The 23,763-nt window shown below is 68.6% G+C and carries 20 protein-coding genes; 11 read left to right on the top strand and 9 right to left on the bottom strand.

All coding sequences use genetic code 11. The features are described from left to right. The first annotated feature begins 111 nt into the window (after positions 1-111). Genes tsaB through WS89_RS09040 form a run of 4 tightly spaced genes read left to right on the top strand, consistent with a single transcriptional unit; the run spans position 112 to position 3,365 of the window. Positions 112-879 carry a tRNA (adenosine(37)-N6)-threonylcarbamoyltransferase complex dimerization subunit type 1 TsaB gene (tsaB, locus tag WS89_RS09025; RefSeq protein WP_059790548.1) on the top strand — a complete coding sequence of 256 codons (768 nt, stop codon included), beginning with the start codon at positions 112-114 and terminating at the stop codon, positions 877-879. Continuing rightward, positions 876-1,376: a ribosomal protein S18-alanine N-acetyltransferase gene (gene rimI / locus WS89_RS09030; protein ID WP_059790550.1), complete on the top strand. Its 501-nt coding sequence runs from the start codon at positions 876-878 to the stop codon at positions 1,374-1,376. The genes tsaB and rimI overlap by 4 nt, the downstream gene beginning before the upstream one ends. Beyond that, positions 1,363-2,403: a uracil-DNA glycosylase gene (locus WS89_RS09035; protein WP_059790788.1), complete on the top strand. Its 1,041-nt coding sequence runs from the start codon at positions 1,363-1,365 to the stop codon at positions 2,401-2,403. The genes rimI and WS89_RS09035 overlap by 14 nt, the downstream gene beginning before the upstream one ends. After that, a complete protein-coding gene (locus tag WS89_RS09040) occupies positions 2,400-3,365 on the top strand; it encodes a DUF1853 family protein (RefSeq protein WP_059790551.1) in 966 nt (321 codons plus the stop codon). The genes WS89_RS09035 and WS89_RS09040 overlap by 4 nt, the downstream gene beginning before the upstream one ends. A gap of 18 nt (positions 3,366-3,383) precedes the next feature. On the opposite strand, the gene thiD is transcribed toward WS89_RS09040, so the two are convergent. Together thiD and lplT are read right to left on the bottom strand one after the other, a co-directional pair. Beyond that, on the bottom strand, positions 3,384-4,193 hold the full coding sequence (gene thiD / locus WS89_RS09045; protein WP_059790553.1) for a bifunctional hydroxymethylpyrimidine kinase/phosphomethylpyrimidine kinase: 810 nt from the start codon (positions 4,191-4,193) through the stop codon (positions 3,384-3,386). Positions 4,194-4,251: 58 nt separating this feature from the next. Next, positions 4,252-5,559 (bottom strand): lysophospholipid transporter LplT, encoded by a 1,308-nt coding sequence (lplT, locus tag WS89_RS09050; protein WP_059505873.1) that lies wholly within the window; start codon positions 5,557-5,559, stop codon positions 4,252-4,254. A 218-nt stretch (positions 5,560-5,777) separates the two neighbouring features. Between lplT and alr the strand changes: the two genes are divergently transcribed. The 3 genes from alr (at position 5,778) to WS89_RS09065 (ending at position 8,649) form a co-directional block, all read left to right on the top strand. Next, positions 5,778-6,848, top strand: coding sequence for an alanine racemase (gene alr / locus WS89_RS09055; protein ID WP_059505874.1), 1,071 nt, complete (start codon positions 5,778-5,780; stop codon positions 6,846-6,848). 11 nt (positions 6,849-6,859) lie between these two features. Continuing rightward, positions 6,860-8,236 (top strand): DNA repair protein RadA, encoded by a 1,377-nt coding sequence (gene radA / locus WS89_RS09060; protein WP_059790555.1) that lies wholly within the window; start codon positions 6,860-6,862, stop codon positions 8,234-8,236. A gap of 146 nt (positions 8,237-8,382) precedes the next feature. Further along, positions 8,383-8,649 (top strand): DUF2866 domain-containing protein, encoded by a 267-nt coding sequence (locus tag WS89_RS09065; protein ID WP_059505876.1) that lies wholly within the window; start codon positions 8,383-8,385, stop codon positions 8,647-8,649. A 159-nt stretch (positions 8,650-8,808) separates the two neighbouring features. On the opposite strand, the gene WS89_RS09070 is transcribed toward WS89_RS09065, so the two are convergent. After that, the gene (locus WS89_RS09070) at positions 8,809-10,740 is read right to left on the bottom strand and encodes an ATP-binding cassette domain-containing protein (RefSeq protein WP_059790557.1); all 1,932 of its coding nucleotides are present in this window, start codon (positions 10,738-10,740) and stop codon (positions 8,809-8,811) included. A 136-nt stretch (positions 10,741-10,876) separates the two neighbouring features. On the opposite strand from WS89_RS09070, the gene WS89_RS09075 reads away from it, so the two are divergent. Next, positions 10,877-11,356 carry a glutathione peroxidase gene (locus tag WS89_RS09075; RefSeq protein ID WP_011549528.1) on the top strand — a complete coding sequence of 160 codons (480 nt, stop codon included), beginning with the start codon at positions 10,877-10,879 and terminating at the stop codon, positions 11,354-11,356. A 57-nt stretch (positions 11,357-11,413) separates the two neighbouring features. On the opposite strand, the gene cls is transcribed toward WS89_RS09075, so the two are convergent. The 6 genes from cls to dapC form a co-directional block, all read right to left on the bottom strand. Further along, entirely contained in the window at positions 11,414-12,853 is a 1,440-nt protein-coding gene (cls, locus tag WS89_RS09080; protein ID WP_059505880.1) for a cardiolipin synthase, read from the bottom strand. A gap of 133 nt (positions 12,854-12,986) precedes the next feature. Continuing rightward, positions 12,987-13,895, bottom strand: coding sequence for a 50S ribosomal protein L3 N(5)-glutamine methyltransferase (gene prmB, locus WS89_RS09085; protein WP_059780841.1), 909 nt, complete (start codon positions 13,893-13,895; stop codon positions 12,987-12,989). Positions 13,896-13,906: 11 nt separating this feature from the next. Next, positions 13,907-15,046 (bottom strand): succinyl-diaminopimelate desuccinylase, encoded by a 1,140-nt coding sequence (gene dapE / locus WS89_RS09090; protein ID WP_059790559.1) that lies wholly within the window; start codon positions 15,044-15,046, stop codon positions 13,907-13,909. A gap of 90 nt (positions 15,047-15,136) precedes the next feature. After that, on the bottom strand, positions 15,137-15,505 hold the full coding sequence (locus WS89_RS09095; RefSeq protein WP_059585829.1) for an ArsC family reductase: 369 nt from the start codon (positions 15,503-15,505) through the stop codon (positions 15,137-15,139). Next, on the bottom strand, positions 15,505-16,332 hold the full coding sequence (gene dapD, locus WS89_RS09100; RefSeq protein ID WP_006759623.1) for a 2,3,4,5-tetrahydropyridine-2,6-dicarboxylate N-succinyltransferase: 828 nt from the start codon (positions 16,330-16,332) through the stop codon (positions 15,505-15,507). Before dapD ends, WS89_RS09095 begins: the two co-directional genes overlap by 1 nt. Positions 16,333-16,376: 44 nt before the next feature. Beyond that, positions 16,377-17,609 (bottom strand): succinyldiaminopimelate transaminase, encoded by a 1,233-nt coding sequence (gene dapC / locus WS89_RS09105; protein WP_059505886.1) that lies wholly within the window; start codon positions 17,607-17,609, stop codon positions 16,377-16,379. A gap of 159 nt (positions 17,610-17,768) precedes the next feature. Between dapC and WS89_RS09110 the strand changes: the two genes are divergently transcribed. The 3 genes from WS89_RS09110 (at position 17,769) to WS89_RS09120 (ending at position 23,731) form a co-directional block, all read left to right on the top strand. Beyond that, complete coding sequence (locus WS89_RS09110) at positions 17,769-18,710, top strand: DMT family transporter (RefSeq protein WP_059505891.1); 942 nt, start codon at positions 17,769-17,771, stop codon at positions 18,708-18,710. A gap of 139 nt (positions 18,711-18,849) precedes the next feature. Then, positions 18,850-22,362, top strand: coding sequence for a chromosome segregation protein SMC (gene smc / locus WS89_RS09115; protein ID WP_059790561.1), 3,513 nt, complete (start codon positions 18,850-18,852; stop codon positions 22,360-22,362). A gap of 85 nt (positions 22,363-22,447) precedes the next feature. Continuing rightward, entirely contained in the window at positions 22,448-23,731 is a 1,284-nt protein-coding gene (locus tag WS89_RS09120; protein WP_059790563.1) for a cell division protein ZipA C-terminal FtsZ-binding domain-containing protein, read from the top strand. Positions 23,732-23,763 lie beyond the last annotated feature (32 nt).

Raw genomic sequence — 23,763 nt, forward strand, 5'->3', positions numbered from 1 at the left:
TAACAAGCGAGCCGTCGCGCGGGGTCGAGCGATCCTTCCAAACCGCGGCCGGCGCCGCGCGTGCGCACAGATCGGACCCGATCGCCCGTGGGAGCGGGGCGGCGCATTACAATGTCGGCCATGACGCAAACAGTGCTCCTCGCCATCGATACGTCGACCGAATACTGCTCGGTCGCGCTGCTGCGCTCGGCCCAGGCCGATGACGCCGTTTCCACCCCGCAAACCTGGGTTCGTCACGAGCCGACGGGCGCCGTGTCGAGCACGCGCGTGCTGCCGGCGATCCAGGAACTCTTCGCCGAATCGGGGCTGACGCTCGCCGATTGCGACGCGATCGCGTTCGGCGCGGGCCCCGGCTCGTTCACGGGCCTGCGTACCGCGACGGGCATTACCCAGGGCCTCGCGTTCGGGGGCGGGCTGCCGGTCGTGCCGATCGGCACGCTGCTCGCATGCGCCGAGCACGCGCGGCTGCGCGCACCCGGCACGGCCCGTGTGCTCGCCGCGCTCGACGCGCGGATGGACGAAGCCTACTGGGCGGATTTCGCGTGGGACGACGGCGCCGGCGACTGGCGCACGGTGCATCCGGCGTCGCTCGACGCACCGGGTGCGGTCGGCGTACCCGACGCGCCGTTCACGCTCGCCGGCAATGCGGCCGCGGCATTCGGCGCGCAATTGCCGGCCGCCGCGCGGGCCGCCGCGATCGACGGCGACGCGCTGCCGCATGCGCTGGCGGTCGCGCATGCCGCGCTGCGCGCGTTCCGCGCGGGGCGTGCGGTGCCGGCCGACCGGGCCGCGCCCGAATACGTGCGTGACAAGGTCGCGCAGACCACGGCCGAGCGCATCGCGGCACGGGCCGCGCAGACGGGCGGAGCGAAGGGATGACGGGTGTCCTGCTGAGCGACCGCTATCTGGCGCCGATGACGGATGCCGATCTCGACGAGGTCGTCGCGATCGAGCAGGTCGCGTACGAATTCCCGTGGAGTCGCGGCAACTTCGAGGATTCGTTGCGCAACGGCTATCTGGGCGTGTGCCTGCGGCACGTGACCGGGTCGCTCGTCGGCTATTGCGTGCTGATGCCCGTGATCGACGAGATGCATTTGCTGAACCTGTGCGTCGCGCCGGCCGCGCAGCATGCGGGCGCGGGCCTCGCGCTGCTGCGCGAGGCGGTGCGCATTTCGCGCGCGGAGCGGCTCGACGGCGTGCTGCTCGAGGTGCGGCCGTCCAATCCGCGCGCGATTCGTCTGTACGAGCGCTTCGGCTTCGTGACGATCGGCCGGCGCAAGAACTACTATCCGGCGAAGCATCGCAGCCGGGAGGACGCGATCGTGATGCGTCTGACGCTGAACAAGGACGAGGGGGATGCGCATGGCGTGGGCTGAAGCGGCGCTCGAGGAACTGGGCCTCGCGCAGATCTGGGTACGGCGCGGGCAACGCGCGGGCGAGGGCGCGGCAGCCGACGCGCGTGCCGTCGCGCCAACCGCGGCGGCCGACGACGGTCCCGTCGTCGCGGCCGATCGGCCGACGCGTGCGGCGCGTGCACCGGGGCAGGACGACGCGCCAGCGGCCGTCGCGCGTGGCGCTGCCGGCGGCTTGCCGGCTCGCGAGTCGCGGGCGCCGGCGCCGGCGCACGGTGTCGTCGATGGCGATCGCCCGCCCGCGCAGGCCGTATCGTCCGCCTCGGCCGCATCGCCCGATACGATGCCGCCGAAGGCTGATGCGTCGCCCGCTGCGGACGACGATTTCGCATGGTTCGACGCGGCGCCGCAGGACGATTCCGTGCCGGCCGTCGAATCGCGTCCCGCCGGCACACCGGTCGCCGCGCTCGACTGGGATGCGCTGGCCGCGCGCGTGGCGGACTGCACGCTGTGCCGTCTGTGCGAGAAGCGGACCAACACCGTGTTCGGGGTAGGCGACCGCGAAGCGGACTGGATGCTGATCGGCGAAGCGCCGGGCGAGAACGAGGACAAGCAGGGCGAGCCGTTCGTCGGCCAGGCCGGCAAGCTGCTCGACAACATGCTGCAGGCGCTGTCGCTCAAGCGCGGCGACAACGTGTACATCGCGAACGTGATCAAGTGCCGTCCGCCCGGCAACCGCAACCCGGAGCCGGACGAGGTCGCGAGCTGCGAGCCTTATCTGCAGCGCCAGGTCGCGCTCGTGAAGCCGAAGCTGATCGTCGCGCTCGGCCGTTTTGCCGCGCAGACGCTGCTGAAGACGGACGCGAGCATCGCGTCGCTGCGCGGCCGCGTGCATGCGTACGAGGGCGTGCCGGTGATCGTCACTTACCACCCGGCCTACCTGCTGCGCAGCCTGCAGGACAAGTCGAAGGCGTGGGCCGACCTGTGCCTCGCGCGCGACACGTTCCGGCGTGCGGAAGGCGCCGACGCGAACGGCCCGACCGGGCAATGACGACTGGCGCGGCGTGCGCGTTCGTCGATACGCTGCATGACGTCGCGGTGCGCGACCTGGGCTGGCTACTGGCCAGCCCGAGCCTGCTCACCGCAGTGCCGGGCGCACCGCTCGCACGCCCCTGGCCGGACGCGGCCGGGCAAGCGGCCGGGCAAGCGTGGCTCGCCGCGCTCGATGCACGGCCGGAGCCGCTGCATCGCGCGCTCGACGGGTTTCGGCCCACCCGGCTCGGACGCTACGCCGAATGCCTGCTCGAGTATTTTCTGACGCACGGGCCGTCGCTGCGGCTCGTCGCGGCCAATCTGCCGCTGCGCAGCAACGGCCGCACGCTCGGCGAAGTCGATTTTCTCGTCGATGCGCCGGACGGCCGGCGCCTGCATTGGGAACTCGCGGTGAAGTGCTATCTGTGCGCGCCGGTCCGCGACGGCGCGTCGCTCGCCGACTTCGTCGGCCCCAATCTCGTCGACCGGTTCGATCGCAAGCGCAGCCGGCTGCTCGACCACCAGTTGCGGCTGGGCGAACACGACGGCTTTGCCCGGCTTGGCTACGGCGCGCCGTCCGACGCGCAGATGTTCATCAAGGGCTGGCTGTTCCATCCGTACGGCACACCGGTATCGCCGGTGTCCGCCGAAATCGCGCCGGACCACCCGCGCGGTTTCTGGTTGACGCACGCGCAGTGGCCGGCGTGGGCGGCCGCGCAGCGTGAAGGCGCGGCATGGAGCGTGTTGCCGAGGCTGGCGTGGCTGGCGCCGCGGCGAGCCGCCGCCGGCGCAGGTGTCGAGCCCGAGCCGCTGGCGAGCGCACCGGAACTGCCGCCCGTGCTGGCGACGCGCCAGGCGCCCGACCTGATCGGCATCCATGAAAAGGGCCGCGACGGCACGTGGCACGAGACGGCGCGCGGTTTCGTCGTGCCCGACGACTGGCCGGCGCGCGCGCAGGCGTTCGCGGCGCAGGATCGCTGACGCTGCGTCAGCCGGCGCTCACCACCAGCGATGAAAGTGATGGACCGGGCCGACGCCGTGGCCGACGTCGAGCTGGCCGCTCGCGGCGATCGCGCCGGTCAGGTAGGTCTTGGCGTCGCGTACCGCGCTTTCCAGGTCGGGCCGCTGCGGCAGCAGCGCGGCGATCGCCGACGACAGCGTGCAGCCGGTGCCGTGCGTGTTGCCGACCGGCAGGCGCGCGCCGTCGAGCCGCACGGTGCGTGTCGCGTCGACGAGCCAGTCGGGGCTCGCGGACACGTCGGGCAGGTGGCCGCCCTTCATCAACACGGCGCGCGCGCCCGTCTGCAGCAAGGTCTGGCCTTGCCGGACCATGTCGTCTTCGGTGGACGCGGGCGCATCGTTCAGCAAGGCGGCCGCTTCGGGCAGGTTCGGCGTGACGACCGTCGCGAGCGGCAGCAGCGTGTGGCGCAGCGCGTCGACGGCATCGGGCGCGAGCAGCGCGTGGGCGCTCTTCGAGATCATCACCGTGTCCAGCACGACGAAGCGCGGCGCGTGACGGCGCAGCGCGTCGGCGACCGCGTGCACGATCGCCGCGTTGGCGAGCATCCCGATCTTGACCGCATCGATGCGGATGTCGTCGAACACCGCGTCGAGTTGCGCGGTGACGAATGCGGCGTCCGGCGCATGCACGCCCGTCACGCCGCGCGTGTTCTGCGCGGTCAGCGCGGTGATCACGCTCGCGCCATACGCGCCGAGCGCGGAAAACGTCTTCAGGTCGGCCTGGATGCCTGCGCCGCCGCCCGAATCGGAGCCGGCGATCGTCAGGATGTTGGGTATCGGGTGCGTCATGAGGGCAACGTGCCGGTTCGACGACCGGCGCCGGCGGACGAAAACGGAAAGTGTAGCGTCAGTGCCGCGATTCGCCGATCAGCGCAACCGAGTCGAACTGACGCTGGTTCGCCTGGTGGCGGCGCATCACAAGCCACATCGTCAGGCAGACGAACGTGCCGAACAGCACGATCACGACGCCGACCGGCACGTCGAGCCACACGAGCACCGCATACAGGCACAGCATCACGAGCACCGACAGGTTCTCGTTGAAGTTCTGCACCGCGATCGAATGGCCGGCCGACAGCAGCACGTGGCCGCGATGCTGCAGCAGCGCGTTCATCGGCACGACGAAGTAGCCGGACAGCGCGCCGACGCCGATCAGGAAGATGTAGGCGACGATCAGGTAGAACGGCAGGCGCAGATGGCCGAAGTGCACGGCCCAGTGCGACGGGAACAGGTCGCGCGTGTAGAACGCCATCAGCATCACCGCGATGCCCATGACGATGCCGACGGGCAGCACGGTCAGCGACTTCTTCAGCGGAATCCGGGCGGCGGCGGCGATCGCGCCGGCCGCGACGCCGACCGCGACCACGGCCTGCAGGATCGCGCCTTCGGACAGCGACATGTTGAGCGATACCTCGGCCCATTTCAGCACGATGAACTGCAGCGTCGCGCCGGCCCCCCAGAACAGCGTGGTGACCGCGAGCGAAATCTGGCCGAGCTTGTCGCGCCAGAGCACCATGAAGCAGTCGGCGAAATCGGTGAGCAGCTTGACCGGGCCGCGTTCCTGCTTCGGATAGCGGGCGCCCGTGTCGGGAATGCGCAGGTTGAACAGCGCGGCGACCACGTAGATCGCCATGATGATCGCCATCGCGGCTTCGGCGGGCGTGCCGATCCAGGCGGGCGTGTGCGCGATCACGTGCGACGCGATGTGCGGGCTGATCAGCGCGCCGCCGAGCACGGTGCCGAGGATGATCGAGCTGACGGTCGTGCCTTCGATCCAGCCGTTCGCGGCGACCAGCCGGTCGGCCGGCAGCAGTTCGGTGAGAATCCCGTACTTGGCGGGCGAGTAGGCCGCCGCGCCGAAACCGACGATCCCGTATGCAATCAGCGGGTGGGCGCCGAACAGCATGATCATGCAGCCGACTACCTTGATCGAGTTGGTGATGAACATCACGCGGCCCTTCGGGCGCGAATCCGCGAACGCACCGACATACGCCGCCAACACCACATACGACAACACGAAGAACAGCTTCAGCAGCGGTGTCATCCAGTTGGGGGCGTGGAGGTCTTTCAGCAGGGCGATGGCGGCGATGAGAAGCGCATTGTCGGCCAGCGACGAGAAAAACTGCGCGGCCATGATGGTGTAAAAACCTTTTTTCATCTGATGCGATGCTTTCGTCGCTGCGGCAGGGCCGCGTAGGCCGCCTGGTATGCGATCGGCTTATTCCGTTCGAAATGGGTTGTGCGCACGGCTTTATAACACGAAAATACGGCAATTCGGACTAGCAAGATTCCCCGATCGTTCCGCCAATTGTCGGCTTCGGTGCTCAAAAGGCGCGGTAAGCTGATGATTCGCAAGCGTCTTTACGTAAATTTCCCATGCCGCGCCCGATCTCCGCCACCATCCACACCGCCGCTCTGGCGAACAATCTCTCCGTCGTCCGCCGCTATGCCGGCCCGTCCAAGGTCTGGGCGGTCGTCAAGGCGAACGCATACGGCCACGGGCTCGCGCGCGTGTTCCCCGGCCTGCGCGGTACCGACGGGTTCGGGCTGCTCGACCTCGACGAAGCCGTCAAGCTGCGCGAGCTCGGCTGGGCCGGCCCGATCCTGCTGCTCGAAGGCTTCTTCCGCTCGACCGACATCGACGTGATCGACCGCTACAGCCTGACGACGACCGTCCACAACGACGAGCAGATGCGGATGCTGGAGACGGCGCGGCTGTCGAAGCCCGTCAACGTGCAGCTCAAGATGAACAGCGGGATGAACCGGCTCGGTTACGTGCCGGAGAAGTACCGTGCCGCGTGGGAGCGCGCCCGCGCGTGCCCGGGCATCGGCCAGATCACGTTGATGACCCATTTTTCGGATGCGGACAACGAGCGCGGCGTCGCCGAGCAGCTCGCGACGTTCGAGCGCGGCGCGGAAAACATCGCCGGCGCGCGCAGTCTCGCGAATTCGGCGGCCGTGCTGTGGCATCCGGACACGCACTTCGACTGGGTGCGGCCGGGGATCGTGCTGTACGGCGCGTCGCCGTCCGGGCTGTCGTCCGATATCGCCGACACGGGGTTGAAGCCCGCGATGACGCTCGCGTCCGAGCTGATCGCGGTGCAGACGATCGAGAAGGGCCAGGCGATCGGCTATGGCTCGACGTTCTCCGCGCAGGCGCGGATGCGGATCGGCGTCGTCGCGTGCGGCTACGCGGACGGCTATCCGCGCGTCGCGCCGGAAGGCACGCCGGTGATCGTCGACGGCATCCGCACGCGGATCGTCGGTCGCGTGTCGATGGACATGATCACCGTCGACCTGACGCCGTGCCCGCAGGCCGGCGTCGGCGCGCGCGTCGAGCTGTGGGGCAACGCGCTGCCGATCGACGACGTCGCGCGCCATTGCGGCACGATCGGCTACGAGCTGATGTGCGCGGTCGCCGCGCGCGTGCCGGTGCGAGCGGAATAAGGGCGTCGCGCGTGGCCAAACAGAAAACCGTTTACGTCTGCAGCGAGTGCGGCGGACAGATCCCCAAGTGGCAGGGCCAGTGCCCGTCGTGCCAGGCCTGGAACACCCTCGTCGAATCGGTCGCCGAATCGCCGGCGGCCCATCGTTTCCAGTCGCTCGCGAAGCGGGCGCCGGTGCAGCGTCTCGTCGACATCGAGGCCGCCGACGTACCGCGCTTCTCGACCGGCATCGGCGAATTCGACCGCGTGCTGGGCGGCGGGCTGGTCCCCGGCGGCGTCGTGCTGATCGGCGGCGATCCGGGCATCGGCAAGTCGACGCTGCTGCTGCAGTCGCTCGCGGATATCGCGAGCGAGCGGCGCGCGCTCTATATAAGCGGCGAGGAATCGGCCGCGCAGATCGCGTTGCGTGCGCAACGGCTCGCGCTGCTGGGCGGCGGCGCGCCGGCGGCCGAACTGAAGCTGCTCGCCGAGATCCAGCTCGAGAAGATCCAGGCCGCGATCGATGCGGAGCGGCCGGACGTGGCCGTCATCGACTCGATCCAGACCGTCTATTCGGACGCGCTCACGTCGGCGCCCGGCTCGGTCGCGCAGGTGCGCGAATGCGCGGCGCAGCTCACGCGCATCGCGAAACAGTCGGGCACCGCGATCATCATGGTCGGGCACGTGACGAAAGAAGGCAACCTGGCCGGGCCGCGCGTGCTCGAGCACATCGTCGACACGGTGCTGTATTTCGAGGGCGACACGCATTCGTCGTTCCGGCTCGTGCGTGCGTTCAAGAACCGCTTCGGCGCAGTCAACGAGCTCGGCGTGTTCGCGATGACCGAGCGCGGGCTGCGCGGCGTAGCCAACCCGTCCGCGTTGTTCCTGTCGCAACACGAGCAGGTCGTGCCCGGTTCGTGCGTGCTCGTCACGCAGGAAGGCACGCGGCCGCTGCTCGTCGAAATCCAGGCGCTCGTCGATACGGCGCACGTGCCGAACCCGCGCCGGCTCGCGGTCGGCCTCGAGCAAAACCGGCTCGCGATGCTGCTCGCGGTGCTGCACCGGCACGCGGGCATCGCGTGCTTCGACCAGGACGTGTTCCTGAATGCGGTGGGCGGCGTGAAGATCACCGAACCGGCCGCCGACCTCGCGGTGCTGCTCGCGATTCACTCGTCGATGCGCAACAAGGCGCTGCCGAAAGGGCTGATCGTGTTCGGCGAGGTGGGGTTGGCAGGCGAGATCCGGCCGTCTCCGCGCGGGCAGGAACGACTGCGCGAAGCGGCGAAGCTCGGCTTCACGTCCGCGCTGATTCCGAAGGCGAATGCGCCGAAACAGGCGATCGAAGGGCTGAACGTGATGGCCGTCGAGCGGCTCGAGCAGGCGATCGACCGCGTGCGCGATCTCGAATGAGCGAGCCGGCGCGTGCGGGCCGGGCGTCGCCGGACGATCTGTCGCGTAATTCACTGTAAAGAATATGTAGGCTGCTGTAACCCGCCGGACATCGCTTTTCCCTATCCTTTGCCGGATTGTCGAACCGCGCAATGCGAAGGGAACCTATGTTGAAATCGTATGGGGAAGCGCCTGGCGGACGCCTTTACAACCTGCGCGGCTGCCGCGTGTCGGAGCCGATTCGCCAGCCGTGGGGCGGCGGATGCCGGATCGTCGAATGGATCGACGAAGAAGGGCGCCTGGCGCGCAAGGTCGTGTCCGAGGATGTGACGGAAGCGGAAGTCGTCGCGGCGATTCGCCGGCCGACCAAAGGGCGCCGATACCTGATGGGCGACGACGAGCAGATGCCGCGCGACACGCTGCCGCGTCGCTGAGCGGATCGCGCGGCGGGCCGACGCAGCAGTGACCGACGAGGCCGGGCCAGGTGCCCGGCTTCGTCGTTTTCGCGGCCGGGCCGTTTCGTCGGGCATGGACGCTCCGACGCACCGCGCCGCCGATGACGCGATCGTCGGCTGACGGCCCGGCGGCCGCGGTCAGCCGATCTGCTCGAGTTCTTCCTGCGCGGCGAGCCAGTCGGCCTCGACCGTCTCGAGCCGCGTGTTGACCTCGCCTAGCTTGCGGATCGCGTCGGTCAGTTCCGTCTTGCGCGCGGCCTCGTAGCTCGCCGGATCGGCGACGAACGCATCGAGGCGAGCCTTCTCCGCGTGTAGCGCTTCCATTTCCTTTTCGAGCTTCGTGATGCGGTTCTGCAGCGGCTTCTTCAACTGCGACAGCCGCTGGCGTTCCTCGGCCGCCTGGCGCTTCTGATCCTTGCGGTTGACGCCCGGATCGGCGCCCGCGGCGGCCGCGCTGTCGGCCTTTGCGGCCGCGCGCTGCTCGGCCGCATGCTGCAGCAGCCAGTCGCGGTAGTCGTCGAGGTCGCCGTCGAACGGCTGCAGCCGGTGCTTCGCGACCAGCATGAACTGGTCGGTCGTCGCGCGCAGCAGGTGACGGTCGTGCGACACGAGGATCAGCGTGCCTTCGAACTGCGCGAGCGCCATCGTCAGCGCGTGGCGCGTCTCGAGGTCGAGGTGGTTTGTCGGTTCGTCGAGCAGCAGCAGGTTCGGCTTCTGCCAGATGATCAGGGCCAGTGCGAGGCGCGCTTTTTCGCCGCCCGAGAACGGCCCGACCGGGCTGGTCGCCATGTCGCCCGAGAAATTGAAGCCGCCGAGGAAGTCGCGCAATTCCTGCTCGCGCGTGTCGGGCGCGAGCCGCGCCAGGTGCGCGAGCGGCGAATCGTCTTCGCGCAGCGTTTCGAGCTGGTGCTGCGCGAAATAGCCGATCGTCAGCCCCTTGCCGTCGCGCACGTGCCCAGATAGCGGCGCGAGCGTGCCGGCCAGTGTCTTGATCAGCGTCGACTTGCCCTGACCGTTCGCGCCCAACAGGCCGATGCGCTGGCCATTCTGGATCGACAGTGCGACGCGCTCGACGATCGGGATGTCCGCTCCGTCGTCGGCGTGGTAGCCGCAACGGACGTCCTCCATCACCATCATCGGGTTCGGTGCGGCATCGGGCGTGCGGAATTCGAACGTGAACGGCGACGCGATGTGCGCGGGCGCGATCAGTTCCATCTTCTCGAGCGCCTTCATTCGGCTTTGCGCCTGCTTGGCCTTCGTCGCCTTGGCCTTGAAGCGGTCGACGAAGCTCTGCAGGTGCTCGATCGTCTTCTGCTGCTTTTCGTATGCGCTTTGCTGCAGCGCCAGTTGCTGCGCGCGCAGCACTTCGAACTGCGAGTAGTTGCCGCCGTAGCGCTTCACCTGGCGGTTTTCCAGATGCAGCGTGACGTTGCAGATCGAATCGAGGAATTCGCGGTCGTGCGAGATCACGACGAGCGTGCCGGGGTAGCGGTGCAACCAGTCTTCGAGCCACACGATCGCATCGAGGTCGAGGTGGTTCGTCGGTTCGTCGAGCAGCAGCAGGTCGGAGCGGCACATCAGCGCCTGCGCGAGGTTCAGCCGCATGCGCCAGCCGCCGGAGAAGCTCGCGACGGATTCGCGGGTTTGCGCGAGCGTGAAGCCGAGGCCGAGCAGCAGCGCTTCGGCGCGGGCCGGCGCGGTGTATCCGTCGGCATCGGCGAACGCCGCGTGCGCGTCGGCTTCGGCGGCGCCGTCATGCGCGGCCGAAGCGGCGGCGATGCGGGCCTCGATCTCGCGCAGCGCGACATCGCCGTCGAGCGTGTAGTCGAGCGCCGAGCGGTCGACTGCGGGCGTTTCCTGCGACACGTGGGCGATCCGCCACGACGGCGGCATCGAGAAATCGCCTCCGTCGGAATGCAGCTCGCCGCGCAGGACGGAAAACAGCGTCGACTTGCCGGCGCCGTTCGCGCCGATCAGGCCGGCTTTCTCGCCGGGATTGAGCACGAACGAGGTCGACTCGAACAGCGGCTTGGTGCCGCGCGCAAGGCTGAACTGATTGAAACGGATCACGGCGGAAATGACTGGCCAAAACCGCTATTCTAGACCGCGCACCGGTCGTGCCGGGCATCGGCCGCTCGGCCGATGCCGCAACGGCGCAATTTCGCCTAGACTCCACGTCGATCCGGTTTCGTATAAGGAGTACCCGATGTCCACCCTGTATTCGTTCAGCGCAGAGACGCTCGCCGGTGCGCCGGTATCGCTCGATGCGTATCGCGGCAAGGTGCTGCTGATCGTCAATACGGCGAGCGAGTGCGGTTTCACGCCGCAGTACGCGGGTCTGCAGAAGCTGTACGACCAGTACGCGGCGCGCGGCTTCTTCGTGCTCGGCTTCCCGTGCAACCAGTTCGGCAAGCAGGAGCCGGGCGACGCCGCGCAGATCGGTGCGTTCTGCGAGCGCAACTACGGCGTCACGTTCCCGATGTTCGCGAAAATCGACGTGAAGGGCGACCATGCGCATCCGCTGTATCGCTACCTGACCGACGAGGCGCCCGGCATTCTCGGCCTCAAGGCGATCAAGTGGAATTTCACGAAATTCCTGATCGACCGCGAAGGGCGCATCGTCAAGCGCTACGCGCCGTCCACCAAGCCCGACGAAATCGCCGCGGACATCGACAAGCTGCTGTGACGGCGCAGCGCGGCGTGCGCCGCGCCGGTGCAGCGGGCGCGGCGCTCGTCAGGGCCGCTACAGGATCGGCGCGAACAGCCGCGCGACGTGCATCGCGATGCGCCGCCACGCGGGCGACTGCCGGTATTCGTCAGCATCGACCTGGTACGCCAGCGCGAAGTCGGCATCGAGCATCGTCTCGACCTCGTCGGCGAACGCCGGGTCGACGGTCAGCACCATGACCTCGAAATTGAGGCGGAACGAGCGGTTGTCGAGATTCGCGCTGCCGATCGCCGCCGCGATGCGGTCGATCAGCACGACCTTCTGGTGCAGGAAGCCAGGCCGGTAGCGGAACACCTTCACGCCCGCATCGACGAGGTCGCGCGCGTAAAGCTTCGACGCTTCGAACACGACGTAGTGGTCGCGCCGGCTCGGGATCAGGATGCGTACGTCGACGCCGCGCATCACGGCGAGCTTCAGCGCGCACAGCACGGCTTCGTCGGGAACCAGGTACGGCGTGGTGATCCAGACCCGCTCGCGCGCGGCATTGATCGATTCGACGAAGAACAGCGAGCCGGTTTCCTGCTTGTCGGCCGGCCCCATCGGCACCGCGAGGCAATGCATGGCGTCGCCGGGCTGCGCGGGCGGCGGCAGCGCGATGGGCGGCAGCTTCTGCGTCGCCCAGTGCCAGTCTTCGGCGAACACATACTGGATGCTCGCCACCACGGGGCCGCGTATCTCGATGTGGGTGTCGCGCCATGGCGACAGGCGTGGCTTCGCGCCGAGATATTCGACGCCGACGTTGTGGCCGCCGACGAACGCGCGATTGCCGTCGACGACGACGATCTTGCGATGGTTGCGGAAGTTCAGCTGGAAGCGGTTGACGAATTTCCGGTTGGTCGCGAACGGATGGACCTCGACGCCGCCCCGGCGCAATGCGTCGACGTAGCCGTGCGGCAGGTCGAAGCTGCCGATGCTGTCGTACAGCAGGCAGCAGCGTACGCCGGCGGCCGCGCGCGCGAGCAGCGAGTCGCGCAGCATCCGGCCGAGCGCATCGTCGCGCACGATGAAGAACTGGACGAGCACGTAGTCGCGCGCGGCGTCGATCGCCGACAGGATGGCCGAGAACGTCGCGTCGCCGTTCACGAGCGTGCGCACCGAATTGCCGCCGAGGAACGGCATGCCGCCGAGCCGCGTGAGCGCGAGCACGGCGGCCTGGCCCAGCGCGTCGGCGGCCGGCCCGTCCGTTGCGTCGGCGGTGCGCCACGGCGCGCGCGGTGTGTGCGTGCGCAACATGTCCAGCTCGTGGCGCCGGGCGTCGACGTAGCCGGAGAATTTGCTGCGGCCGAGGAACAGGTACGGAACGAGCGTCAGGTACGGCATGGCCGTGAGCGAGACGGCCCATGCGATCGCGCCTTGCGACGTGCGCGTGTTCATGATTGCGTGGCACGCCGCGACGATCCCGAGCACGTGGATGGTCAGGATCAGGGTGCCGAGATGTAGCCAGTCGAGGGTCATGGGCGCGTCAAGGACTCCCGAAGGGGACTCCGGAGGAGATTCCGGAGGTCGTGCGGCTGGGTGGCCGCCTCCGCGCATCTTACCCAACCGGGCGGCGCAACGGTGCGCCGCACGGCGGGCGGTCCGGAAACGCTCAGGCCTTGCGCGGCAGGTCCGACGCCTGGATCAGGAACACGGCGTCGTCGCCCGCGCTGGTGGGCAGCCACGTGAGCTCGAGGCCGCCGAACGCCGCTTCGACGTGCTCGCGCTCATTGCCGATCTCGACGACGAGCACGCCGTCGTCATGCAGCCAGCGGTGCGCTTCGGCGACGATGCGCCGCACGATGTCCATCCCGTCGTCGCCGCCGGCGAGCGCCATCTCCGGCTCGTGCCGGTATTCGGGCGGTAGCGCGGCCATCGACGCAGCGTTCACGTACGGCGGATTCGTCAGGATCACGTCGTAGCGCGAGTCGGGATCGGTTCGGAACGCGGGCAGCGGGGCGTAGAGGTCGCCGCGGTGCAGCCCGATGCGGTCTTCCAGACCGTAGTCGCGCACGTTGATCTCCGCGACTTCGAGCGCCTTGTCCGACAGGTCGACCGCGTCGATCTCGGCGTTCGGGAACGCGCTCGCCGCGAGGATCGCGAGGCAGCCGGAGCCGGTGCACAGTTCGAGCACCGCGCCGACCTGCTCGGGATCGGCGACATACGGCTGCAGCCCGTCGTCGAGCAGCTCGCCGATGAACGAGCGCGGCACGATCACGCGTTCGTCGACGTAGAAACGGTGGCCGTGCATCCACGCTTCATGCGTGAGATAGGCGGCCGGCACGCGGTCGGTCGCGCGTCGTTCGATCACCGCGAGCACGGCCGCGATTTCGTCGGGCAGCAGGCGCGCGTCGAGGAACGGCTCGAGCGTGTCGAGCGGCAGGTCGAGCGTATGCAGCACGAGGTAGGCCGCTTCGTCGTACGCGTTGTCGGAGCCGTGGCCGAACGCGAGCTTCGCTTTCGAGAAGCGCGTGACCGCGTAGCGCAGCAGGTCGCGGATTGTGGCGAAAGGTGTCGTCATGCGAGGCTCCGTCAGGCGATCAGTTGTTCGAGCACGCGTCGGTACACGTTCTTCAGCGGGTCGACGAAGCGCACCTCGATGTGCTCGTCGATCTTGTGGATGCTGCCGTTCGGCGGGCCGAACTCGATCACCTGCGGGCAGATGCGCGCGATGAAGCGGCCGTCCGACGTGCCGCCCGTCGTCGACAGCTCGGTCGTGATGCCGGTCTCGGCGCGGATCGCGTTTTCCAGCGCGCCCGACAGTTCGCCGCGCGGCGTGAGGAACGGCAGGCCGCTCACCGACCACTTCAGCGTGTATTCGAGGCCGTGCTTGTCGAGGATCGCGTGCACGCGGGCCTGCAGGCCCTCGACCGTGCTCGCGGTCGAGAAGCGGAAGTTGAACAGCAGGTCGGCGTGGCCGGGGATCACGTTGGTCGCGCCGGTGCCGGCATGCAGGTTCGACACCTGCCAGGTGGTCGGCGGGAAGTATTCGTTGCCTTCGTCCCACTGTTCGGCCGCGAGCTCGGCGAGCGCCGGCGCGAGCAGGTGGATCGGGTTCTTCGCGAGGTGCGGATATGCGATGTGGCCTTGCACGCCCTTGACGACGAGTTCGCCGGACATCGATCCGCGGCGGCCGTTCTTGACGACGTCGCCGAGCTCGGCGCTCGACGTCGGCTCGCCGACGATGCAGTAGTCGAGCCGCTCGCCGCGTGCCTGCAGCAGTTCGACGACCTTCACGGTGCCGTCGGTGGCCGGCCCTTCCTCGTCGCTCGTGATCAGGAACGCGATCGCGCCGCGGTGGCCGGGATGGGCCGCGACGAATTCCTCGGATGCGACGACGAACGCCGCGAGCGACGTCTTCATGTCGGCCGCGCCGCGGCCGTACAGCTTGCCGTCGCGATGGGCGGGGATGAACGGCGGCGAGGTCCACTGTTCGAGCGGGCCGGTCGGCACGACGTCGGTGTGGCCCGCGAATGCGAGCAGCTTGCCGTCGCGGCCGTCGGTGCCGCGCTTGACGGCCCACAGGTTGGTCACGCCGTGCGACGCGATGGTCTCGCATTCGAAGCCGAGCGCGGCGAGGCGCTCGATCATGATCTGCTGGCAATGCTGGTCGTCGGGCGTCACGGACGCGCGGGCGATCAGTTGTTCGGTAAGGGCTAGGGTGGCGGACATGGTTCGGACCACTTTCGATAAAAAATGCCGGCGCGGTGGCCGGCAGCGACAGGGCGTCGGGCGGCGCCTGCAGGCGCCGCGCGGGCGGCCTTATGCGGCAAACAGCGCCGCGTATTGATCGGCCACGAAGCCGAGCGATTTCACGCGACCGTTGATGACGAGCACGGGGCGTTTGATGACCGACGGCTTGTGGATCATCAGCGCGACCGCGCCGGTCTTCGTTTCGGCGGCAGCCTTCATCGCGTCGTCCAGGCCGCGCCACGTGGTGCCGCGCTTGTTCACGAGCGCGTCGAGCGACACGTCCTTCAGCCAGTCTTCGATCAGCGGCGCACTGACGCCGAGCTTCTTGAAATCGTGGAACTCGAATTCGACGCCGTGATCGTCGAGCCACACACGGGCCTTCTTCACGGTGTCGCAGTTCGGGATGCCGTAGACGACCACGGTGTGCGGCTTCGCCATCAGTCGCCTCGCAGCAGCTCGTTCAGGCCGACCTTCGCACGCGTCTTCGCGTCGACCTTCTTCACGATCACCGCGCAGTACAGGCTGTGCGAGCCGTCCTTCGACGGCAGGTTGCCTGCGACGACGACCGAGCCGGCCGGGATGCGGCCGTAGCTCACTTCGCCCGTCTCGCGGTCGTAGATCTTCGTGCTCTGGCCGAGGTACACGCCCATCGAGATCACCGAGTTTTCCTCGACGATCACACCTTCGACGACTTCCGAGCGCGCGCCGATGAAGCAGTTGTCTTCGATGATGACCGGGTTCGCCTGCAGCGGCTCGAGCACGCCGCCGATGCCGACGCCGCCCGACAGGTGCACGTTCTTGCCGATCTGCGCGCACGAACCGACCGTCGCCCACGTGTCGACCATCGTGCCTTCGTCGACGTATGCGCCGATGTTGGTGTACGACGGCATTAGCACGACGTTCTTCGCGATGAACGAGCCGCGGCGCGCGATGGCCGGCGGGACGACGCGGAAGCCGCCCGCGGCGAAGTCTTCGGCCGTGTAGTTCGCGAACTTCGACGGCACCTTGTCGTAGAACTGCGAATAGCCGCCGGCCGGCATCGGCGCGTTGTCCTCCAGGCGGAACGACAGCAGCACGGCCTTCTTCAGCCACTGGTGCACGGTCCAGTTGCCGTCGATTTTCTCGGCGACGCGCAGTGCGCCGCGGTCGAGCTGCTCGATCGCGTGAGCGACGGCTTCGCGGACGTCGGCGGGCGCGGCCTTCGGCGACAGCTCGGCGCGGTTTTCCCAGGCGGTATCGATGATTTGCTGAAGTTGTTGCGACATGTTCGTTTTCGCAGGAGATGGATGGAATTGATCGGGATGGACGATTACCGCGCGAGAGCGCGGCAGAAATCGACGATGCGTTGCGCGCCCTCGACGCATTCGGGGGTGCCCGCGACGAGCGCGATCCGGATGAAATCGCGGCCCGGGTTGGTGCCGTGCGCATCGCGCGCCAGGTACGAGCCGGGCAGAACCGTCACATTATAGTCGGCGTACAGGCGGCGGGCGAACTCGGTGTCCGACAGGCCGGTGCGCGACACGTCGGCCCACAGGTAGAACGCGGCGTCGGGCAGTTTCACGTCGATCACGTCGGCGAGCATCGGCGTGACCGTATCGAACTTCTGCACGTACATCGCGCGATTCTCGCGCACGTGCGCCTCGTCGTTCCACGCGGCGATGCTCGCGTGCTGCCAGACCGGCGACAGCGCGGCGCCGTGGTACGTGCGGTACAGCAGGAATTTCTTCAGCAGCGCGGCGTCGCCTGCGACGAAGCCCGAGCGCATGCCCGGCACGTTCGAGCGCTTCGACAGGCTCGACAGCATCACGAGCCGCTCGAAGCCGCGGCCGAGTCGGTGCGCGGCCTCGAGGCCGCCGAGCGGAGGCGCCGCTTCGTCGAAATAGATTTCCGAATAGCACTCGTCGGACGCGATCACGAAACCGTGGCGGTCCGACAGCGCGAACAGCTCGCGCCAGTCGTCGAGCGTCAGCACGGCGCCCGTCGGGTTGCCGGGCGAGCACACGTACAGGAGCTGCGTACGCGCCCACACTTCGTCGGGCACGGCCGCATAGTCGCACGCGAAGTTGCGCGCCGGGTCGCTGTTCGCGAAATAGGGTTCGGCACCGGCCAGGAGGGCCGCGCCTTCGTAAATTTGATAGAAGGGATTCGGACAGAGTACGATCGCCTTCTCGCCGTGCGCGGACGGCCGTGCGTCGATCACGGTCTGCGCGAGCGAGAACAGCGCCTCGCGCGAGCCCGACACCGGCAGCACCTGCGTGGCCGGATCGATCGCCGGCAGCCCGTAGCGGCGCTCGAGCCAGTGCGCGATCGACGTGCGCAGCGCGTCGGAGCCGGCCGTGGCCGGGTACGACGCGAGGCCGTCGAGCGCGGCCACCACGGCGTCGCGGATCAGCGCCGGCGTCGCGTGTTTGGGCTCGCCGATGCCGAAGCTGATCGGTTTGAGGTCGCCGGAAGGCGTCACGTCCTTGAACAGGGCGCGCAGCTTTTCGAAGGGATAGGGCTGAAGCGAGTCGAGTCGAGGGTTCACGGGCGAAGCGGCCATCGCGGCCGGTTGGAGCGAAAGAAGCGGCGGGCGCGCCGCGCGGCTGCGAACGGGCGCGGCGGGCGCGCGGGTCGCAGCGGACGATTATAACGTGACGAAATGCGGTCACGGCCTGCCGGCGCGGCGGCCGTGCCGGTCGAATAAAGGGTATCGAACCAAATGAACAACGCGGTACGCGGCAGCCTGCCGACGCTGGCCATCCTGATCGGCGCGTCGGTATGGGGCCTGATCTGGTATCCGCTGCGGATCCTCGCATCGCTCGGCGTGACGGGCACGCTCGCGAGCGCGCTGACGAGCCTCGTCGCGTTCCTGTTCGTGATCGTCGCGCGGCACCGCACGATCGCGACGCTGCGCTGGCACTGGGTGCTGCCGGGCATCGCGGTGACGGCCGGCGTGACGAACCTCGGGTTCGTATGGGGCACGATCCACGGCGAGGTGCTGCGCGTGATGCTGCTGTTCTACCTGACGCCGGCCTGGACCGCGATCTACGCGCACTTCCTGCTGCGCGAGCGGCTGACCTGGGCGGGCGCGGGGCTGGCCGCGCTGTCGATCGGCGGTGCGATGCTGATGCTGTGGTCGCCGGCGCTCGGCTTGCCGCTGCCGGCCAACCCGGCCGAATGGGCGGGCCTCGCGGCCGGGCTGAGCTTCGCGATGAGCAACGTGCTGGTGATCAAGGCGAGCCGCGAGCTGCCCGACATGCGCGCCGAAATGCGCACCGCGACGCTGTTCGGCGGCGCGGCCGTGTTCGGCGCGATCGCGTCGCTGTTCGAAGGGTTGCCGGCCGCGCCGGCGAGCGGTCAGTTGGGCGTCGCCGCGCTGATCGTCGCAGCGATCGGCGTGACGATGGCGTCGAACAACCTGCTCGTCCAGTACGGCCTCGCGCGCGTGCCGGCGAACCGTGCGTCGATCATCATGCTGTTCGAGATCGTGATCACCGCGCTGTCGGCGTGGGTGTTCGCGAATGAGCTGCCGAGCGCGCGCGAGTGGGCGGGCGGCGTGTGCATCGTGCTGGCGACGCTGCTGTCGAGCCGGGTCCATCGTGCCGCGCCGGCACCGGACAAACCCGGCGACGGTCGGGACGGCGCACGCGCGATGGTATGATGGAAGCCGTTTGCGGGGCCCAACGCTGGATGCGCGCGGCCCCGTTTTTGAATTCCGGGGCGCGTGGCGCGCAGGGGCTCTCCGGCCCCGCGCCGTGCGTCCCCGTCCGTTTCACACCTTCTTCACATCCGATACCGCCGTGCGTCTGAGCTCGATCAAACTCGCTGGCTTCAAATCCTTCGTCGATCCCACGCATTTCCAGGTTCCGGGCCAGCTCGTCGGCGTGGTCGGCCCGAACGGATGCGGCAAATCCAACATCATCGATGCCGTGCGCTGGGTGCTCGGTGAGTCGCGCGCGTCCGAGCTGCGCGGCGAATCGATGCAGGACGTGATCTTCAACGGTTCGACCGCCCGCAAGCCCGGCAGCCGGGCCAGCGTCGAACTGATCTTCGACAACTCCGACGGCCGCGCGGCCGGGCAGTGGGGCCAGTACGGCGAGATCGCCGTCAAGCGCGTGCTGACGCGCGACGGCACGTCGAGCTACTACATCAACAACCTGCCGGCGCGCCGCCGCGACATCCAGGACATCTTCCTCGGCACCGGCCTCGGGCCGCGTGCGTACGCGATCATCGGGCAGGGCATGATCGCGCGGATCATCGAGGCGAAGCCGGAAGAGCTGCGCGTGTTCCTCGAGGAAGCCGCCGGCGTGTCGAAGTACAAGGAACGCCGCCGCGAAACCGAGAACCGTCTGCACGACACGCGCGAGAACCTGACGCGCGTCGAGGACATCGTGCGCGAACTCGGCGCGAACCTCGAGAAGCTCGAGGCGCAGGCGGTGGTCGCGACCAAGTACAAGGAACTCGTCGCCGACGGCGAGGAGAAGCAGCGCCTGCTGTGGCTGCTGCGCAAGAATGAGGCCGCCGGCGAGCAGCAGAAGCAGCAGCGTGCGATCGAGCAGGCGCAGATCGACCTCGAAGCGCAGACGGCGAAGCTGCGCGAAGTCGAGGCGCAGCTCGAGACGCTGCGCGTCGCGCACTACTCGGCGAGCGACGCGATGCAGGGCGCGCAGGGCGCGCTCTACGAGGCGAACGCCGAGGTGAGCCGCCTCGAAGCCGAGATCAAGTTCATCGTCGAATCGCGCAATCGCGTGCAGGCGCAGATCGCCGCGCTGAACGCACAGCGCGAGCAGTGGCGCGCGCAGGCCGAGAAGTCGCAGGACGAGCTCGAGGAGGCCGAAGAGGCGCGCGCGATGGCTGACGAGAAGGCCGCGCTCGCCGAAGACAACGCGGCCGCGAAGCACGATGCGCTGCCGGCGCTCGAAGCGAAGTGGCGCGACGCGCAGGCGCAGCTCAACGACGAGCGCGCGCGGATCGCGCAGACCGAGCAGTCGCTGAAGCTCGAAGCCGCGCACCAGCGCAACGCCGACCAGCAGCTCCAGCAGCTTCAGCAGCGCCACGAGCGCCTGAAGGCGGAGGCGGGCGGGCTGGATGCGCCCGATGAAGCGCAGCTCGAGGAGTTGCGCATGCAGCTCGCCGAGCAGGAAGAGATCCTCGCGCAAGCGCAGGCACGTCTGAGCGATGCGCAGGAGGCGCTGCCGCGCCTCGACGGCGAGCGCCGTGCCGCGCAGGAGCGCGTGCAGGCCGAAAGCGCGCAGATCCATCAGCTCGAGGCGCGGCTCGCCGCACTCAAGCAGCTGCAGGAGAACGTGCAGACCGAAGGCAAGATCCAGCCGTGGCTCGACAAGCACGAGCTCGGCGCGCTGCCGCGTCTGTGGAAGAAGCTGCACGTCGAGGCCGGCTGGGAAGCGGCGCTCGAGGCCGTGCTGCGCGAGCGTCTCGCCGCGCTCGAAGTATCGAATCTCGACTGGGTGAAGGCGTTCGCGACCGATGCGCCGCCCGCGAAGCTCGCGTTCTACGCGCCGCCCGCGGCCGGCGAGCCGCCCGCCGCGGTGGCCGGGCTGCGGCCGGTGCTGTCGCTCGTGCGCATCGACGACGCGGGCATCCGCGCGGTGCTGAACGACTGGCTCGGCAACGTCTATGTCGCCGACGACGTCGCGCAGGCGCTCGCGACGCGCACGCAGCTGCCGGCAGGCGGTGCGTTCGTCGTCAAGGCCGGCCATATCGTCACGCGCGTCGGCGTGCAGTTGTACGCCGCCGATTCGGAGCAGGCCGGGATGCTGGCCCGCCAGCAGGAAATCGAAAACCTGGCGCGCCAGGTGCGTGCGCAGGCGCTGCTCGCCGACGAGGCGCGCACGGCTGCCGTGCGTGCGGAAGCCGCGCACACCCAGGCCACGCAGGCGCTCGGCGACGTGCGCGCGCAGGTCGAGCGTGCGACGCAGCGCGTGCATGCGCTGCAGATGGACGTGCTGAAGCTCGCACAGGCGCACGAACGCTATACGCAGCGCAGCACGCAGATCCGCGAGGAACTCGAGGAAATCGGCGCGCAGATCGAGGAGCAGCGTGCGCTGCGCGCGGAGTCGGAAGCGAATTTCGAGCGCTTCGACGGCGAGCTCGCGGAACTGCAGGCCCGCTTCGAGGACAATCAGCTCGCGTTCGAGTCGCTCGACGAATCGCTGACGCAGGCGCGTCAGGAAGCGCGCGACCTGGAGCGCGGCGCCAACGACGCGCGCTTCGCCGCACGCAACGCGGTGACGCGGATCGACGAACTCAAGCGCACGATCCAGGTGGCGCACGAGCAGAGCGAGCGCGTCGCCGCGTCGCTGGAAGACGCGCGCGCCGAACTCGAGACGATCAACGAGCAGACCGCGCACAGCGGCCTGCAGGACGCGCTCGAGATTCGCGCGGTGAAGGAAGAGGCGCTGCAGGCCGCGCGGATCGAGCTCGACGACCTGACCGCGAAGCTGCGCGCGTCGGACGAGCAGCGGCTCGTCGCCGAGCGTTCGCTGCAGCCGCTGCGCGACCGCATCACCGAGCTGCAGTTGAAGGAGCAGGCCGCGCGCCTGTCCGTCGAGCAGTTCGCCGAGCAGCTCGCGGCCGCCGAGGTCGACGAGGCCGCGCTGGCCGCGAAGCTGACGCCGGATCTGAAGCCGTCGTACCTGCAGGGCGAAGTCACGCGCCTGAACAACGCGATCAATGCGCTCGGCCCGGTCAACATGGCCGCGCTCGACGAGCTGAAGGCCGCGAGCGAGCGCAAGGTGTTCCTCGATGCGCAATCGGCCGACCTGATCGACGCGATCACGACGCTCGAGGATGCGATCCACAAGATCGACCAGGAAACCCGCACGCTGCTGCAGGGCACCTTCGACGAGGTCAACCGTCATTTCAGCGACCTGTTCCCGCGCCTGTTTGGTGGCGGCCAGGCGAAGCTGATCATGACGGGCGACGAAATTCTCGATGCCGGCGTGCAGGTGATGGCGCAGCCGCCCGGCAAGAAGAACGCGACGATTCACTTGCTGTCGGGCGGCGAGAAGGCGCTGACCGCGACCGCGCTGGTGTTCGCGATGTTCCAGTTGAACCCGGCGCCGTTCTGTCTGCTCGACGAGGTCGACGCGCCGCTGGACGACGCGAACACCGAGCGTTTCGCGAATCTCGTGCGCACGATGTCCGACAAGACGCAGTTCCTGTTCATCTCGCACAACAAGATCGCGATGGAAATGGCGCAGCAACTGATCGGCGTGACGATGCAGGAGCAGGGCGTGTCGCGGATCGTTGCGGTGGACATGGAAACCGCCGCGGGTTTTGCCCAGAATTGACGTTTGACGAAACCGGACCGCGTTCGCGCGGCGCATGGGCGCCCGTTCGCGGTCCCGACGAAAAAGAATTGCTGATGGAGCGTGCATGGACGAGTTGACACTCGGTTTGATCGGCGCGGGCGCCGTCGTGGTGGGCGGCGTCGTGGTCTACAACGCATGGCAGGGCGCGAAGGTGCGGCGCAGGATGCCGCGCCCGATGCCGGAGGAAGCGACCGAGGCGATGAACCGCCCGGAGCGCGACGAAGAGTTGCCGTTCATCGAGCCGGTGCGTCAGCCGGTGCGCCGCGAGCCCGCGGCACCGACCGCGACGGCGACTGCGGCCGACGCCGCGCGCGTCGAGCCGACGTTCGGCGGGGCCGGCGGCGGTGCGGCGCCGGCCGATATGCCGGCCGACCTGCAGGCCGAGGCGACGGGCGTCGACACGTCGTCCGAATCGACCGAACCGGCTGCCGGTGAAGAAGCCGTGCCCGCCGCCGCACGCGAAGCGGCGGCCGAATCGGCCGAGCCGACCGAACCGGTGATGCCGGCCGCGACGACGGTCTCGTCGGCGCCGCCCGCGATCGTCGACCGCCGGATCGACTGCATCGTACCGATCCGCCTCACCGGTCCGCTGCCGGGCGACAAGATCCTGCCGGCCGCGCAGCGGCTGCGCCGTGCGGGCAGCAAGCCCGTGCATATCGAAGGCAAGCCGGAAGGCGGCCAGTGGGAGCTGTTGCAGAACGGCGTGCGCTATGAAGAGCTGCGCGCGGCCGCGCAGCTCGCGAACCGCAGCGGCGCGCTGAACGAGCTCGAATTCTCCGAATTCGTGACGGGCGTCCAGCAGTTCGCCGACGCGATCGACGGCGCGCCGGAATTCCCGGACATGATGGAAACGGTCGCGATGGCGCGCGAGCTCGACGCGTTTGCCGCGCAATGCGATGCACAGCTGTCGATCAACGTGATGTCGGACGGCGCGCCGTGGTCCGCGAACTACGTGCAGGCGGTCGCTTCCCAGGACGGGCTGCTGCTGTCGCGCGACGGCACGCGCTTCGTGAAGCTCGACGCGAAGCAGAACCCGGTGTTCATGCTGCAGTTCGGCGATACGAACTTCCTGCGCGACGACCTGACGTACAAGGGCGGCAACATGATCACGCTGGTGCTCGACGTGCCGGTGGCCGAAGAGGACATCCTGCCGTTCCGGCTGATGTGCGATTACGCAAAATCGCTGTCCGAGCGGATCGGCGCACGCGTCGTCGACGATTCGCGCCGGCCGTTGCCGGAGTCGACGCTGCTCGCGATCGAGCAGCAACTGATGAAGCTGTACGCGAAGCTCGAGGAAGCCGGCATCCCGGCCGGTTCGCCGGTCACGCGGCGCCTCTTCAGCCAGTAACGCGACGGCGCGGACGGCGGTCGGCGGCGCCG

The sequence above is a fragment of the Burkholderia sp. MSMB1072 genome, assembly GCF_001524725.1.
Classification (GTDB): domain Bacteria; phylum Pseudomonadota; class Gammaproteobacteria; order Burkholderiales; family Burkholderiaceae; genus Burkholderia.

Coding starts and splice junctions, on each gene's coding strand:
- tsaB (WP_059790548.1), top strand. CDS start 112: ATGTCGGCCATGACGCAAACAGTGCTCCTCGCCATCGATACGTCGACC.
- rimI (WP_059790550.1), top strand. CDS start 876: ATGACGGGTGTCCTGCTGAGCGACCGCTATCTGGCGCCGATGACGGAT.
- WS89_RS09035 (WP_059790788.1), top strand. CDS start 1,363: ATGGCGTGGGCTGAAGCGGCGCTCGAGGAACTGGGCCTCGCGCAGATC.
- WS89_RS09040 (WP_059790551.1), top strand. CDS start 2,400: ATGACGACTGGCGCGGCGTGCGCGTTCGTCGATACGCTGCATGACGTC.
- thiD (WP_059790553.1), bottom strand. CDS start 4,193: ATGACGCACCCGATACCCAACATCCTGACGATCGCCGGCTCCGATTCG.
- lplT (WP_059505873.1), bottom strand. CDS start 5,559: ATGAAAAAAGGTTTTTACACCATCATGGCCGCGCAGTTTTTCTCGTCG.
- alr (WP_059505874.1), top strand. CDS start 5,778: ATGCCGCGCCCGATCTCCGCCACCATCCACACCGCCGCTCTGGCGAAC.
- WS89_RS09065 (WP_059505876.1), top strand. CDS start 8,383: ATGTTGAAATCGTATGGGGAAGCGCCTGGCGGACGCCTTTACAACCTG.
- WS89_RS09075 (WP_011549528.1), top strand. CDS start 10,877: ATGTCCACCCTGTATTCGTTCAGCGCAGAGACGCTCGCCGGTGCGCCG.
- cls (WP_059505880.1), bottom strand. CDS start 12,853: ATGACCCTCGACTGGCTACATCTCGGCACCCTGATCCTGACCATCCAC.
- prmB (WP_059780841.1), bottom strand. CDS start 13,895: ATGACGACACCTTTCGCCACAATCCGCGACCTGCTGCGCTACGCGGTC.
- dapE (WP_059790559.1), bottom strand. CDS start 15,046: ATGTCCGCCACCCTAGCCCTTACCGAACAACTGATCGCCCGCGCGTCC.
- WS89_RS09095 (WP_059585829.1), bottom strand. CDS start 15,505: ATGGCGAAGCCGCACACCGTGGTCGTCTACGGCATCCCGAACTGCGAC.
- dapD (WP_006759623.1), bottom strand. CDS start 16,332: ATGTCGCAACAACTTCAGCAAATCATCGATACCGCCTGGGAAAACCGC.
- dapC (WP_059505886.1), bottom strand. CDS start 17,609: ATGGCCGCTTCGCCCGTGAACCCTCGACTCGACTCGCTTCAGCCCTAT.
- WS89_RS09110 (WP_059505891.1), top strand. CDS start 17,769: ATGAACAACGCGGTACGCGGCAGCCTGCCGACGCTGGCCATCCTGATC.
- WS89_RS09120 (WP_059790563.1), top strand. CDS start 22,448: ATGGACGAGTTGACACTCGGTTTGATCGGCGCGGGCGCCGTCGTGGTG.